General features: G+C 70.0%; 14 protein-coding genes and 2 tRNA genes. 8 read left to right on the forward strand and 8 right to left on the reverse strand.

Translation table 11 applies throughout. The features are described 5' to 3' along the window. Positions 1-24 precede the first annotated feature (24 nt). Together Tbon_RS00430 and Tbon_RS00435 are read left to right on the forward strand one after the other, a co-directional pair. Complete coding sequence (locus Tbon_RS00430; RefSeq protein ID WP_158065787.1) at positions 25-1,257, forward strand: glycosyltransferase family 2 protein; 1,233 nt, start codon at positions 25-27, stop codon at positions 1,255-1,257. Continuing rightward, positions 1,232-2,773: a hypothetical protein gene (locus Tbon_RS00435; protein WP_158065788.1), complete on the forward strand. Its 1,542-nt coding sequence runs from the start codon at positions 1,232-1,234 to the stop codon at positions 2,771-2,773. The genes Tbon_RS00430 and Tbon_RS00435 overlap by 26 nt, the downstream gene beginning before the upstream one ends. Here the strand turns inward: Tbon_RS00435 and Tbon_RS00440 are convergent. Beyond that, positions 2,770-4,077 carry an MATE family efflux transporter gene (locus Tbon_RS00440; RefSeq protein ID WP_158065789.1) on the reverse strand — a complete coding sequence of 436 codons (1,308 nt, stop codon included), beginning with the start codon at positions 4,075-4,077 and terminating at the stop codon, positions 2,770-2,772. The two genes, Tbon_RS00435 and Tbon_RS00440, sit on opposite strands and share 4 nt — an antisense overlap. Before the next feature lie 30 nt (positions 4,078-4,107). After that, positions 4,108-5,199: a glycosyltransferase gene (locus tag Tbon_RS00445; RefSeq protein ID WP_158065790.1), complete on the reverse strand. Its 1,092-nt coding sequence runs from the start codon at positions 5,197-5,199 to the stop codon at positions 4,108-4,110. A gap of 90 nt (positions 5,200-5,289) precedes the next feature. Between Tbon_RS00445 and Tbon_RS00450 the strand changes: the two genes are divergently transcribed. Beyond that, positions 5,290-5,363, forward strand: a tRNA-Gly gene (locus Tbon_RS00450). 161 nt (positions 5,364-5,524) lie between these two features. Here the strand turns inward: Tbon_RS00450 and miaB are convergent. Continuing rightward, the gene (miaB, locus tag Tbon_RS00455) at positions 5,525-6,817 is read right to left on the reverse strand and encodes a tRNA (N6-isopentenyl adenosine(37)-C2)-methylthiotransferase MiaB (RefSeq protein WP_158065791.1); all 1,293 of its coding nucleotides are present in this window, start codon (positions 6,815-6,817) and stop codon (positions 5,525-5,527) included. A gap of 17 nt (positions 6,818-6,834) precedes the next feature. Continuing rightward, positions 6,835-6,924 (reverse strand) — tRNA-Ser (locus tag Tbon_RS00460). 92 nt (positions 6,925-7,016) lie between these two features. On the opposite strand from Tbon_RS00460, the gene Tbon_RS00465 reads away from it, so the two are divergent. Genes Tbon_RS00465 through Tbon_RS00485 form a run of 5 tightly spaced genes read left to right on the forward strand, consistent with a single transcriptional unit; the run spans position 7,017 to position 10,819 of the window. Then, positions 7,017-7,643, forward strand: coding sequence for an NUDIX hydrolase (locus Tbon_RS00465; protein WP_165772597.1), 627 nt, complete (start codon positions 7,017-7,019; stop codon positions 7,641-7,643). A 31-nt stretch (positions 7,644-7,674) separates the two neighbouring features. Next, positions 7,675-8,217, forward strand: coding sequence for a PadR family transcriptional regulator (locus Tbon_RS00470; protein WP_192498027.1), 543 nt, complete (start codon positions 7,675-7,677; stop codon positions 8,215-8,217). Next, entirely contained in the window at positions 8,214-9,050 is an 837-nt protein-coding gene (gene modA, locus Tbon_RS00475) for a molybdate ABC transporter substrate-binding protein (protein WP_158065794.1), read from the forward strand. Before Tbon_RS00470 ends, modA begins: the two co-directional genes overlap by 4 nt. Before the next feature lie 4 nt (positions 9,051-9,054). Next, complete coding sequence (modB, locus tag Tbon_RS00480) at positions 9,055-9,729, forward strand: molybdate ABC transporter permease subunit (RefSeq protein ID WP_158065795.1); 675 nt, start codon at positions 9,055-9,057, stop codon at positions 9,727-9,729. A 1-nt stretch (position 9,730) separates the two neighbouring features. After that, positions 9,731-10,819, forward strand: a complete 1,089-nt coding sequence (locus Tbon_RS00485; RefSeq protein ID WP_225734728.1) for an ABC transporter ATP-binding protein — start codon at positions 9,731-9,733, stop codon at positions 10,817-10,819. Here the strand turns inward: Tbon_RS00485 and Tbon_RS00490 are convergent. From Tbon_RS00490 to Tbon_RS00505, 4 genes are read right to left on the reverse strand one after another with little or no spacing between them, the layout of a single operon-like run. After that, a complete protein-coding gene (locus Tbon_RS00490) occupies positions 10,788-11,438 on the reverse strand; it encodes a class I SAM-dependent methyltransferase (protein WP_158065797.1) in 651 nt (216 codons plus the stop codon). The genes Tbon_RS00485 and Tbon_RS00490 overlap by 32 nt on opposite strands. Next, positions 11,431-11,754: an antibiotic biosynthesis monooxygenase family protein gene (locus Tbon_RS00495; RefSeq protein WP_098503853.1), complete on the reverse strand. Its 324-nt coding sequence runs from the start codon at positions 11,752-11,754 to the stop codon at positions 11,431-11,433. The genes Tbon_RS00490 and Tbon_RS00495 overlap by 8 nt, the downstream gene beginning before the upstream one ends. Before the next feature lie 27 nt (positions 11,755-11,781). Continuing rightward, complete coding sequence (locus Tbon_RS00500) at positions 11,782-12,285, reverse strand: hypothetical protein (protein WP_158065798.1); 504 nt, start codon at positions 12,283-12,285, stop codon at positions 11,782-11,784. A 47-nt stretch (positions 12,286-12,332) separates the two neighbouring features. Continuing rightward, a complete protein-coding gene (locus Tbon_RS00505) occupies positions 12,333-13,325 on the reverse strand; it encodes a serine hydrolase (RefSeq protein WP_158065799.1) in 993 nt (330 codons plus the stop codon). Positions 13,326-13,347 lie beyond the last annotated feature (22 nt).

The raw sequence follows: 13,347 nt of genomic DNA on the forward strand, positions 1-13,347 counted from the left end.
GGAAGGCGGGCATAATGACCGGACGTGGGCAGGCTACGCTCCGCCACAGTCCTGGCGTCCAGGACGGCAGAATTGCTGGTCCTCGCGGTCTCGGCGTACCAGTCGGCAGTAACCCTGGGCGGTTACCTCAAGCGGAGGGGGAAAGACGCGCCGGCCGGGCCGCCGCCCGCCTGGCGGCCCCGCTTCGCCCTGGTCGTGTGCGCCCGCGACGAGGAGCGCGTCGTAGGACGCATCGTCGGTGACCTGCTCGGGCAGGAGTATCCCTCCGAACTGCGCGACGTCTTCGTTGCGGCGCACAACTGCACCGACCGCACGGCCGAGGTCGCGCGGGCCAGCGGCGCGGAGGTGATCGACGTGCACTCGGCGGTCCCCGGGAAGGCGCTGGCCATCCGGGCCGCGCTGGAGCGTCTCGGTGACGGCTACGACTTCGTCGGCGTCTTCGACGCGGATGCGCGGGCTGAGCCGGGCCTCCTGCGCGCGATCGCCGGGCGCGGCCCCGGGGCCGACTGCCTCCAGGCGGAGACGGTCCCCATCGGCGACCCGGAGTGGATTGCGGAGGGGTACGGGTTCGGCCGTAAGGCGCGGAATCTTTTTTGGTGGCAGCCCCGCGACGCGCTGGGGCTCGGCACGACCATCAGCGGCTGCGGTTGGTTTGTCAGGCCAGCGCTGCTCCGGGCAGAGCTGCCAAACGTGACGACGCTGACCGAGGACCTCGAACTGAGCGTCCGGCTCGCGCTGCGTGGCGTGCCGGTTACGTATGTATCGGATGCGCGGGTGGCGGTCGGGGAGGCCCGGGACCTGCGGACCTCGGTCCGGCAGCGGCTCCGGTGGGTTCGCGGCCATCTCCTCGTCGTCGCACGGTACTGGCCTGCGCTCGCCTGGCGGGCGGCACGGGGCGACGTGCGCGCCCTCGACCTCGCGGTTTACCTGCTTGTTCCCACGAGGATGCTGACCCGCCTGGGCGCCAGCCTCGTGGCGCTGCACGCGCTGACGCGGCGCGCCGGGGCGCTCCCGATGGCTGTCGCCCTGCCGGTAGCAGCGGCGGAATGGCTGGTGCCCGGCATCATCGCCATCCGGGAGCGCCTGCTCACACTGAACCGCCGCGGCATCGAACTCGCGCTGCGGCACGGCGTGCTCAGCCTGCTCTGGTTCCCCATCGGCATCTGGGCTCTCCTGACGGCCCGGGTGCAGGCGTGGGACCATTCGCGAAGAACCCCGGAGGAGGTGCCGGATGGCGAACGCGCGGCCGGCCGCTGAGCCGGCAGATGCCGGGTGGACGGCCGCCGTGTTTGCAGGGGGCGTAACGCTCCTCGCCGCCGTGCTCTTCTTCGGCATCGCCACGCGGGTGAGCCTGGCCAACGACATCGACGTCGTGGCGCGGGCCGGCATCTCGCGGGTCCTGCGGGGCGGCATCCCCGACCTGGTCGACACGTTCGTGCTGATCGTCCTGATGTTCGTCGGGTACGCCGCGGCGCTCTGGGCGCTGGCGCAGGGGTTCCGGCGGGCGTTGCCGGCCACTCTCGGCGGCATTGTCCTGTGCAGCCTGGCGATGCTCCCGGCAATGCCGCTCACCTCGCCCGATGCTGTCCACCTTGCGGCCGACGTACGGACGTTCTGGCTGCACGGCAAGTGGCCGGCCGACTTCGGCGGCACCCCCGACAAGGTCGATGACCCGGTCGCAAACGAGGTGCGGGTCTACCGGGACAGCCCCAGCGGGTACGGCCCGCTCGCGTACATCATCGGCGGGGCGCCGCTCCCGTTCGTCGGCGATGGATTCCGGGCCAACCTCCTCGGCCAAAAGGTCGTCGCCGGCGCGTTTCTCCTCGCCACGGCCGTCGCCGCGGCCCTGGTCGCCCGGCGGCTCGGAGGGAACCCGGCCTTCACCGCCGGGTTCATCGGGCTCAACCCGATGATGCTCTGGCAGTATCCCGGCGATGGGCACAACGACACGCTCATGGCGTTCTTCGGGGTCGTCGCGCTCGGCCTGGCGGTCGAGCCGGGCTGGCGCAGCCGGGCCGGGGCAATCGCTGCCGGGGTCGCCTCGGTGCTTTGCAAGTACGCCCTTCTGCTGGCCGCCCCGCTCGTGGTGGCCTACTGGTTTCCTCGCTGGCGGCGGGCGGTCGCCGGGGTTGCGGCCGGGCTGGGACTGCTGCTGTTGGCAGCCTATGCGTTCGACTTTGCCCCGGTCCGCAACGGCACGCTGGGGCCGGCAACCGCGGTCGCGCCATCGAACCCGTGGGGCGTCGTCGCGGGGCTCTTCTCGCTCGGCGCCCGCGGCAACGACCGGCTCGTCTTTTTCAGCTACGTCATCGCACTGGCCATTCTCGCCGCCGTTGCCGCCCGTCATCCGCTCCAGACGGGCCGCGACCTCGCCCGGGCGGTTGCGCTGGTCATGGGGCTCTTCCTCTTCGCGGCGTCGCCGGGGTTTCTCCCGTGGTACCTCATCTGGTTCCTGCCCTTCGCGGCAATTGGCGCGAGCCGCTGGCAGCTGTGGTGGGCAGGCAGCTGGAGCGCGGCTGCCTTCCTGCCCGTGCTCGCGCTGAACTGGCAGATCTCCATCAACCGGGCGTGGAACATCCCGGAACCGGTCCGCTGGTCGGTCGTACTGGCCTGGACCCTGACCCTCGTCGCAACCTGGCTCGGGGCACAGATCGGCGCCGGGGGAGCGCCCCGGCCGATAGCCGCCCGCCGGAGCACCGGTCCGAGGTTCGCACCGCGCAAACGGACTGACCGCTCCGCCCGCCGGCGCACCGCCCAGACATCCAGCCGCTAACCGCCGACGCGCCGGGCGCGCATGGCAAGTTCACGTGCAAGCCGGGGATACCGGGCAAGGTCCTCGCGCCGCAGCCGCCAGAGGTCGGGCCACCGGGCCGGCGCCAGCCAGAGGAACAGCCCGATCGCCACGAACCCGGAAACGAGGTAGCTGAGCGTGGTTGCCCAGGCGGCCCCGACGAACCCATACACAGGAATGAGGACAAGCCCTGCGGCCACACTGATCGCCAGCGACGTGAGGCCGAGCACGAGGGTGATGGCCGGGCGGCCGAGCTGGTTCGAAAAGTAGTTGTTCAGGAGCGACTGGGGCGCATAGAGCAAGGTGCCGATGCACAGGACCCGGAGCGGCAGCGCGGCCGGCCGGTAGTCCGGCCCGAACAGGACTACGACAGCCCAAGGCGCGACGAGCGCGAGCACCGCCGCGCCGGCCGCAACGATGAGCAACGTGTGGCGGACCCCGGCGGCGGTGATCCGCGCGGCCTCCTCGCGCGCCTCGGCGCCCACCCGTGCGAAGGAGGCCATCGCGATGGACGACGAGAACAGCCAGAGCGCCTCGGCGCCGGCGATTGCAGAGGCATAGATGCCGGCCCCCTCGCGGCTGTCGAGCGAGACGACGAGCAGGAGGTCGACGCGGTAGTTCAGCAGGCCGACCACACCGGCAAGCCCGCTAACAGCCGTAAAGCGCAGCAAGCCGGTCACGAGGTCCCGCCGCGGCCGGTGGCGGAGGGGCCAGAGCAGCCAGGAGCGGCCCCAGTGCAGGAACGGCAGGAGGCCGAGATACTGGGCGACCGTCCAGGCAGCGAGTGCGGCCTCCGCCGTCCGTCGCGACCATCCGAGCAGCACCAGCGCAAGAAGAACGAAGCCGATAACGACCGGGAGGTTGGCCACGAGGTTGAACCGCACGAGGCGGCCCTGGCCGAGGACCACCCCGTTCAAGCTGTTGCGGATGATGTTCGGCGGCATGAGCAGCCCTGCGAGCAGGCCGAGCCGCCCGATTTCGCCAGGGACAAGAAGCCAGACCGCCGCCCCGCAGAGCGCTGACACCGCCGAGGCGACCAGCGACAGGACGAGCGCATGACCGGCGACCTCGGCGGGGTCCGTTTTTCGATTGGCCACGAAGTAGCCCGTGGCCGCGCCAAGGCTCGTGATTCCGCCCACGGCCGAAGTGAAGACAACGGCGGACGCATAGGCGCCCCGGTCTTCGACCGGGAGGGTGCGCGCTGTGAGCACCCCGATGACGGCCCAGAGGAAGGTCGAACCGAAGCGAAAGAGGAGCGCGACGAGACTGCCGGCTGCGATACCCACGCCGGCATGGTAGCGCCGGCCGCCCTTACGCTATGGCGGAGCCAGGGCTGCACACAGCAGGGGCGCAACTCTTGCGGGAGCGAACCGCTCGACGTTGTTCCAGCCCGCGCGACGCAAGCGCTCGGCCAGTGCCCGGTCATTGATCACAGCGGCAAGCGCCCGGGCGAACTCCGCCGCGGGCGCGGCCGACCTCTGCGGAACGACGATCGCGGTCTCGCCCGCGGTTTCCGGCAGTGCGCCGCCGTCGCTGCAGACAACCGGCAGACCGCACGCCTGCGCCTCGATGACGGGGTAGCCGAAACCTTCGGCCACACTGGGCTGAGCCAAGACGTCGCACGCGGAATAGGCGGCCGACAGGCAGGGACCCGAGAGGGGACCAAGCTCAACGAGGCGGCCTTCAGCAATGAGCCGGCGCGCCTGTTTTCTGAGGCGGGGCCCGAACCGTTCCCCTGCGCGAACCAGGAAGGCGCCGTCTAGGGCGGGCTGCATCATCGCGTCGATGAGCAAGGGAAGGTTCTTGTACGCCACCGTGTGGCCGACTGAGAGGACCCGGGCGCCCGCGGGTAACGAATGCCCGGCCTGCGCGAGGACCTGTTCAGCCGCACCGCGTGGCAGGCGGGAAATCCCGACGGGAAGCGCGTTCGGCACGACGCGGATGCGGTCGGGCGGCACGGCGAGCCGGTCTTCGAGGTCTCGGGCGACGCAGTCGGATACGGCGAGGAGCCGGTCGGCCTCCAGCATCCGTGAAAGCGGAGCCCGCAGGGCAAGGGACTTCGTCAGCCGCTCGAGCCGCCCGGCCCAGTACCGCTCGGGGTCAAGGGCGAGGAGGCCGTGAACCGCCACCACTACGTGGGTTTTTCGAAAGAGCGGGGCGTGGTGCGCAAGCGCCAGGTCGGCAATGAGGACCGTATCCGCATGGCCTCTGCGAGCTGCCTGGACAGCGGGGTCCCGCGTCCATAACGCTGCGGAAGGATGACGGATCAGGGACCAGCCCCACCAGGGTGCCCGGGCTCGCGTCACAGTGACACCGGCATCTCTCAGGAGCGCCGCGACGGTTTCGGCGTACCGGGTAATGCTGACCCACCGCCAGCCGGGGTACGGCTCAAGGATCAGGACGCGCACGTTTCCGAATCGTACAATCGGTGCACAACGCGTGCCCAGGGCGCAGGTCTGGTAGCATCGTGGCGAGCGGACCGGGGAGTCCCGGCGTATGCGGGCGTGGCGTAGTGGCAGCGCGCGACCCTTCCAAGGTTGAGGTGCGGGTTCGATTCCCGCCGCCCGCTCCAGTTTCTCTCAAATCGGTCGCTTCCCAGCGGGGCACACAGATTCGGGGCGCGCTCATCCGGCGTGCGACAGCCGCGGCCCCGCCTGGGTTGCCAAAGACCTTTCAGAGCCCCCTGCTGCCCGGGCCTTCCGGCGGCTCCAGGTGAGTTCCAGGTCCGGACCCTCAGACGAGGGCGAGGGCATCAACCGGTGTGCCGCGCAGCGAGAACGGCCCGGCATGGTCGATCCGCACCCGGACGATCTCGCCGATGCGGGCCGGTGCGTCGAGATGCGTCAGCTTGCCGGTCCGGGTCCGGCCGAAAGGCTGCCCGTTCCGGATGCCCTCGACCAGGATCTCCTGTTCCGTGCCGACGTACGCGCGGTTCAGCTCCTCCGAGATGCGAGCTTCGAGCGCTTCCACGCGGTGCAGGCGCTCCGACTTGACCTCGGCCGGCACATCATCGGGAAGCTTGCGCCAGGCGATGGTTCCCGGCCGCGGCGAGTAGGCCGCCACGTGCACTTTGTCGAACCGCACCTCTTCGAGGAGCGAAAGCGTTTGCTCGAAATCGGCCTCGGTCTCGCCCGGGTAGCCGACAATGACGTCCGTCGTGATGCCGGCCCCGGGCATCAGCTCGCGGACCTCGCGGATCTTCTCGAGGTACTCCTCCCGCGTGTACCCGCGGCGCATCGATTCGAGGACGGCACTGCTGCCCGCCTGGACGGGGAGCGAGAAGCACTCCATGACCTTCGGCAGCTCGGCGACGGCCTCGAGAATGCGGCGGGTCATGTCCTTCGGATACGACGTGAGGAAGCGGATACGGTCCAGCCGTTCGAGCTTCGAGAGTTCGCGCATGAGGTCACCGAGGTCCGGCTGGCCGGGGAGGTCGTGCCCGTATGCCTCGACGGTTTGCCCGAGGAGGGTGACCTCGCGCACGCCGTGGGCCGTGAGATAGGCCACCTCGCGCACGATTTCTTCGACCGGCCGGCTCCGCTCCCGCCCGCGCCGGTACGGGACGATGCAGTAGGTGCAGAACTTGTTGCAGCCGTGGACCACGGGAACGTACGCCGTGGGGCCTTCGGGGACGGCGTAGGTGCGCGGCCAGAACTCTCCGCCGAGGTCTTCGGCGGGCTCTTCGACGAGCGCCATGATGGGGTCGAACTGCTGGGGCCGGGCGAAGACATCGACCTGCGGGAACCGCTTCTCGAGTTCGTCGGTCTTGAGTCCGACCATGCAGCCCATGACGGCGACCTTGATGCCGGGGCGCTCCGCCTTCAATTGCCGGATGCGGCCCAGTTTGGAGTAGGCCCGGTCTTCAGCATGCTGGCGGACGCTGCAGGTGTTCAGGACGATGATGTCCGCCCGCTCCATGCGGTCGACCTGCTTCAGCCCGAGGCGCAGAAAGCCGGCGGCGAGCTTTTCGCTGTCCGCCTTGTTCATCTGACAACCGACCGTCCAGAGGTAGAAGCGCTGAGTCATGGGCAGGGAGTGAAACGTGGCGGAGGGGGAGGGATTCGAACCCTCGACCGAGTTACCCCGGAACCCGCTTAGCAGGCGGGCGCACTAGACCACTATGCGACCCCTCCAGTGCCGCCGGAATTCCATTGTAGGGCGGCCCGGGGAGTACCGTCACCAGCAGCAGGGCAGACCGTTGCGCAGGCCGGGATACACTCCATCCGTGGCCGTTGCCGTCGTCGTCGTTATCTTCACGGTCCGACAGGACCGCCTCAACGTTCTGCTCATCGAACGGGCGGCGGAGCCGTGCAAAGGAGAATGGGCACTCCCCGGCGGCCTGCTCCTGCCCGGCGAGACACTCGACGCAGCGGCCCGCCGGAAGCTGGAGGACGAAACGGGCGTTTCCGACGTCTTCCTCGAGCAGCTGTACACCTTCGACCGCCTGGGCGAAGGGAAGGCAGAGGTGGTCGTTTCGTATTTCGCGCTGGTCGACATAGGGCGGACACGGCTGCGCAGCGAAAGCGAATGGCGCCCGGCATGGCATCCGGTCCACCCGACGCCGCCGACCGCCTTCGAGAACGACAGGGTCATCGCCTATGCCGAGGAGCGGCTTCGCAACAAGCTGGAGTACACGAACGTGGTGTACAGCCTCCTCCCCGAGCGGTTCACGTTGACGCGCATGCAGCAAACCTACGAGGCGATCCTCGGCGAACGGCTGGACAAGCGGAATTTCCGGCGCCGTGTCGTAGGGCTCGGCATTGTGCGGCCGACCGGGCGGTTTGAAAAGCAGGGCGCGCACCGGCCCGCAATGCTGTACGAGTTCACGAGCCGGAAGCCGATGATTCTGTAGCGAATACCCGGACTCCGGGTATGCTGTGCCCGTGCAGAGCTGCCCCGACAGTCGGCTCTCCCCGGGGGAAGCGGCGGTGCTGGCCGCGCTGCTGCTGGGACCGCGGCACGGCTACGAGCTCGCAAACCTGTTCGCCGAGCTCGGCATTACCGAAGTGCTCCCGATGGAACAGCCGACGCTCTACGGCTACCTGCGGTCGCTCGAAGCAGCAGGGCACGTGGCGTGGCGCGAGGAGCGTACGGGCAGCAGGCCCCCGCGCAAGGTGTACTCGACGACAGAGCGCGGACGAGAAGCGGCAGAGGCGTGGCTCGCACAGCCGGTCGAGCGGCTCCGACAGGTGCGGCAGGAGTTTCTCGTGAAGCTGGCCCTCCTCGATGCGCTCGGCCGGGCGTCGCAGCGCCGCGCCCTCATCGCGGCCCAGGTCGACGCCTGCCGCGCCTACCTCGAACGGGTGAACGGCGAGCGCCCGGCATCGCCCGTTGCGAAGCTGAGCCGGTCTTCCCGGGCCTCCGCCGCGGCCGCCGCCATCACCTGGCTCGAATCGCTCCTCGCAAGACCCGGGGTAGAGCCATGAGACGCCGGCTGGCAGTTGCGAGCCTGGCCATTCTGCTCCTGGGCGCCGTGCTGACCGGCTGCGTCTCCGGGGACGAGGGCGCTGACCGGCCGGGCACGTACACGCGGGACGTCGAAGCCGGGGCTGCAGTCGGCGAAGGAACATCGCCCCGGCTCACCATCGCCGCGGCGGCCGACCTCCGGTTCGCGCTCGAGGCGCTGCGGCCCGCCATCGAGGCACACTGCGACACGGTCATCACGACGACGTACGGCTCCTCGGGCCAGCTGGCGCGGCAGCTCACAGCCGGCGCGCCGTTCGACCTCTTCCTCTCCGCCGACACCACCTACGTGGAGGAGGTTCTCCGTGCCGGCCGGGCGGCGCCGGCCTCCGCGGCGGTCTACGGGCGAGGCCGGCTCGCGGTCATCACGCGGGCCGGCGTCCCCCTGCCGGCAGCCTTCGCCGAACTTGGCGATGGGGCCTACGGGACAATCTCCATCGCCAACCCCGCCCACGCCCCGTACGGCAGGGCGGCGCGCGAAGCCCTCCGCAGCGCCGGCATCCTCGACCGGGTGGAGGGCCGCCTCGTCCAGGGTGAAAACGTCCGCCAGGCGGTGGAGTACGTCGACAACGGGAGTGCAGATGCCGGGATTGTCGCCCTCGCGCTTGTGATCGACCGTGGCGCTGACCGGTACCTGCTGGTCGACGCCGCCCTGCACGCGCCGATCACCCAGGCGGGGGTTGTGACCAGGGGCACGGGCGCCGAACGCACGGCCCGCTGCGCCCTGCAGTACCTGCTGAGCGAGGACGGCCAGAACGCCCTGTCGACGTTCGGTTTCGAGCCGGCGCAGGAGTAGCCGCATGGACGCATGGGCCGACCCGCTCCGCATCTCCCTGCTCGTGGCGGCCTCGGCCACGGCGGTGTGCGTTGCAGTCGGCACGCCGCTCGCCTGGCTGATTGCGCGTGCACGGCCGCCGGTTGCGCAGGTGCTTTCCGCGATCAGCCTGCTGCCGCTGGTGCTGCCGCCGACTGCAGTGGGCTACTACCTGCTCTGGCTCCTGGGCCGGCAGAGCCCCACCGGGCGATTCCTGCTGGACGGGCTCGGCATCCAGCTCGTCTTCACCTGGCCGGGCGCCGCCCTCGCTGCCGCCGTGGTCTCGCTGCCGCTCTACGTCCGGACCGCCACAGCCGGGTTCGAGCAGCTCGATGAGGAGCTCCTGCTTGCTGGTCGGACGCTCGCGGGGCCGTGGCGAGTGTTCTTCCTGGTGGTCGTGCCGCTGGCCTGGCCGTCGCTGGTGGCGGCATCGCTGATCGCATTCGCCCGCGCCCTGGGCGAATTCGGCGCCACCGTGGTTGTTGCGTCCAGCATCCCGGGCAGAACACGGACCCTGCCGGCGGCCATCTACGACGCGAACCTGGCCGGCGATGACCGGCTCGCGAATGAGCTTTCGCTCGTCGCGCTGCTCATCGGGTTCGTGCTGGTCACGCTGCTGACGGTTGCCCTCCACGCAGCAGTCCAGCGGGGGCGCGGCTGACGTGCTGGAGGCAAGCTTTCGGCTGGCGAAGGGGACGTTCGTACTTGAGCTGGATCTCGCCGCTGAACCGGGCATTACAGTCCTGTTCGGGCCCTCGGGCTCGGGGAAATCGCTCACTCTGCGGGCAATCGCCGGGATGGTCGAACCCGACGCGGGGCGCATCGCCGTTGACGGGGCCGCAGTGTTCGACCGCGCGGCGGGCATTTCCGTTCCCCCGCACCGGCGGGGCTTTGGGTATGCCGGCCAGCGTCCCGCGCTCTTCCCCCACCTGACGGTGCGCCAGAACGTCGCCTTTGGACTGCGGGACCACAGCCGGGCGGACAGGGATGCGGTGACCTCGGCGCTGCTGGCGCGGTTCGGCCTGGCCGGATTCGAACAGCGGCGGGTCGGGTCGCTGAGCGGAGGCCAGGCGCAGCGTGTCGCGCTGGCCAGGGCGCTTGCCCCCGGTCACCGGGTGCTCCTCCTGGATGAGCCGTTCTCAGCCCTGGACGAGGCGCTCCGGCAGGACCTGCGGGCGCTCTTGAACGACCTGGCCCGGGAGCGCGAACTGGTCATCATCTTCGTGACCCACGACCTGCGGGAAGCGCACCTGCTCGCCGACCGGCTGGCGGTCCTCGATGGCGGCCGGGTGCTCCAGGCCGGGCCCCGCGACGCGGTCTTCCGGGCGCCCTCAAACCGGCGGGTAGCCGAGCTGCTTGGGGCGGTGAACGTTTTCCCGGCCACTGTCATCCGCCGCGACGACTCGACGCTGGTCTTCACCGCCGGCGGCTGGGAGGGGCTGGCGGCGAGCTGGAGCGGCGACCCGGTGCCGGGCCAGGCGGTGGACGTGATGATTCGGCCAGAGCGCGTGGTAATGCGTCGCGGCGCTCCGACCGTCAATGCGCTGCCGGCGCGCATCGTGCGGGAGTTTGACTACGGGAACAGCCGCGTCCTTCATTTCGAACCAGACGGCGCAGGCCCGCGCCTCGTGGTCGAACTCGCCTCGCGGCCGTACGACGTGCTCGATGTCCGCTCGCGGAAGAGCTGGACGCTCGAGCTACCGCCGGAGGACCTCCACGTTATGCCGGCACTGGCTCGCGCTGCGCGATGACGCAGTAGAGCGGGTCTGCACCCGGTCCGGGGCTGAGGTCAAACGCCCGGGGCTGCCCGAACCCCCCGGCATGGGCCAGGTAGAGCGCGATCAGCTCGGCGTGGTCGCGGTCATTGAGGGCGCGCCAGACCGCCACCGCTTTCGTCGGGAAGCATCGGTTCGAATAGGCCACAGCAACAATGCCGCCCGGGACAAGGACCCGGGCGACCTCGGCGAACACTTCCGCCGGCCTGGTGAGGTACTGGACCGAGAGCGAGCAGATGACGGCGTGGAAGGTGGCATCTGGCCACGGGAGCGTCGGCTCGCGGTTGAGGTCCTGCACGACCCGCTCGGTGAGGCGGGGGTTCTCTTCCAGCTCGACCCGATTCAGTCCGAGCCCGGCCACCGGACCGAGCTGGAGCTCCTCCGGAAGGTGGGAGACCCAGCTCGACATCAGGTCGAGCACCTGGCTGCCGGGCGGAATAATGCGCCCATAGAACGCGGTGAGGGCGGCAGTGGCCGCGTCGTCGAGGTGGGTGACCAGCCGGGGCTCACGGTAGAAGAGCGCGTCGTCGGACTCGTCCTCGCGGGCGAAGTACTCGGGGCGCAGTTCGGGAAGTTCTTCGGAGACGTCAGGCACGGGAAGCCGCCAGCGGGGCACCCTGCTCCAGCACGGCCTCGTAGAAGCGGGCGCGCGGGTGAGTGGCGAGGATGCCGTCGGGCATGCCACCGGCGTGCGCCCTGCGGAAGGCGTCGGACTGGGTCCAGTTGACGAACGCCTGCCGCGATTCCCAGATAGTATGCGAAATATAGTCGCCCGGCTCGTCGCCCTTGAGCAGGGCGAAGTGGATGAAGCCCGGGACTTCGGAAAGATAGCTCTCACGGGTGCGCCAGCCGGCTTCGAAGTCGGCCTCACGCCCGGGGTTAACCTTGAACTGGTTCATCGCGATGAACACAACACACCTCCCAGTGCCGCGATGGAGCTAGTGTATCCCAAGGAGTGCGGCACAGTTCGCCCAGCCTCCTTCGCCGCCGAATCGGCCCCGCACCGTACGCAGCCAGAGCGCCGTCCGCAAATTGACCACCGGGTCGGACCAGCGGCGGAAGTCTTCGCCGGCGCGATCGAAGTGGTAGCGGCCGTTGAGCTGGGCGAGGCCATAGCTGCCGCCGTTGGGGTCGGCGGGGTTGTAGGCCATTGTGTCGAGCGATGCCGTCTCGCACAGGATGATGCGGCGCATTTCGGGCCACCACCCCGGCTCATCAGGCCAGCCGGCCATCCGGCCGTAGGCATCGAGCAGCTCGGGTGTCAGGTAACGCGGCGACGGACCGACAGGAATGCTGTCACTGGCCGCCCTCTCGTCGGGAGGCGCCGGAGCAGGTTCGACCGACATCGCCGCCGAGACGGCCGCCGAGGCGAGCAGCACGCCGGCCGCGGCCAACCCCAGCGCGAGACGGCGGGCTCGGCGGACGCAGGCGTGCGGTCCCATCGTCCCGGAGTGTGGGCCGGCGCCCGGGCGTTTTCATCGCCTCCGCGTTAGCGTGACGTCAACTGTTCGTGAACCGCGCGGGCAACCCGCCTGACCAGCTCCCAGTTCCAATCGCCTTCGGCCATGACAGCGACCACGTAGGTACCGCGCCCGGTCTCGACGAACGCAGCATCGCGGGTGGCACCGGGCCAGGTACCGGTCTTGTTCCCGACGCGGCGCACCCCCGGCATGCCGTCGAGCGCGGCGGGGATGCCGGACCGCACCTCCTGTGCGGTGAGCAGCCCCAGGGCGTGGTCGCGCTGCGCCGCTGACATCCTGTCGCCGCGGGCAATGGCCGCAAGGACGCGCGCCAGGTCGCGAGCAGTCACCGGGAGCCCGGGGTCGTTGACCGAGAACAGCTCAGCCCCGAGCACGCGCAGTGAAGCGTCGATTTCCGCCGGGCCGAGGAGCCGCAGCAGGGCCACCGCGGAGGCGTTGTCGGAGAAGGTGACCATGGCCTCCAACGCCTCACCAAGGGAGACGGTCCCATCGGGCGCAACGGGCAACCGGTCGATGGTGCCGAGGTCTTCAGCGCGGGCCTCCTCGGTGACCGGTACGCGGTCGGTGTAGCTGAGTGCGCCGGCGCTGACGCGGCGCTCGGCTTCCAGCAGGACAGCGAGCTTGAAGGTGCTGGCGGCGTACCCCGGCAGGTCGGGGTTGAGCCCGCCAATCCAGTCGCCTGCCGGGGTCATCACCGCGACGCCGGTGGATGCCGCTTCTTCGGGCGCGAGGACGCCCCGGATGGCCGCTTCGAGCGCTGCAGCCTGGTCGCCGCTGGACGGACCAGCGCCGCGGGAGCCGTCAACCGAAATCACGGCAGGCGGGCCTGTGCCAGTGGCGCGCACTTCAGTGTCGGCAGCGTGGTGCGCCGCGTGCCCGGCGACGACGGCGAGCAGGTAGACGAAGGCGGCGGTCGCAGCGGCTACGGCCAGCAGGAACTCCCACGGTGTCCGCTCAGCTGGGTCGCCCGGAAGCCCGGTATGGTGCACCGGCAGGGCCATGGTTCGCCCTCTGAAAAGCCCC

This window comes from Tepidiforma bonchosmolovskayae, assembly GCF_008838325.1.
In the GTDB taxonomy this organism is placed as follows: domain Bacteria; phylum Chloroflexota; class Dehalococcoidia; order Tepidiformales; family Tepidiformaceae; genus Tepidiforma; species Tepidiforma bonchosmolovskayae.

Coding starts and splice junctions, on each gene's coding strand:
- miaB (WP_158065791.1), bottom strand. CDS start 6,817: ATGACTCAGCGCTTCTACCTCTGGACGGTCGGTTGTCAGATGAACAAG.
- Tbon_RS00505 (WP_158065799.1), bottom strand. CDS start 13,325: ATGGCCCTGCCGGTGCACCATACCGGGCTTCCGGGCGACCCAGCTGAG.
- Tbon_RS00500 (WP_158065798.1), bottom strand. CDS start 12,285: ATGGGACCGCACGCCTGCGTCCGCCGAGCCCGCCGTCTCGCGCTGGGG.
- modB (WP_158065795.1), top strand. CDS start 9,055: ATGGACGCATGGGCCGACCCGCTCCGCATCTCCCTGCTCGTGGCGGCC.
- modA (WP_158065794.1), top strand. CDS start 8,214: ATGAGACGCCGGCTGGCAGTTGCGAGCCTGGCCATTCTGCTCCTGGGC.
- Tbon_RS00435 (WP_158065788.1), top strand. CDS start 1,232: ATGGCGAACGCGCGGCCGGCCGCTGAGCCGGCAGATGCCGGGTGGACG.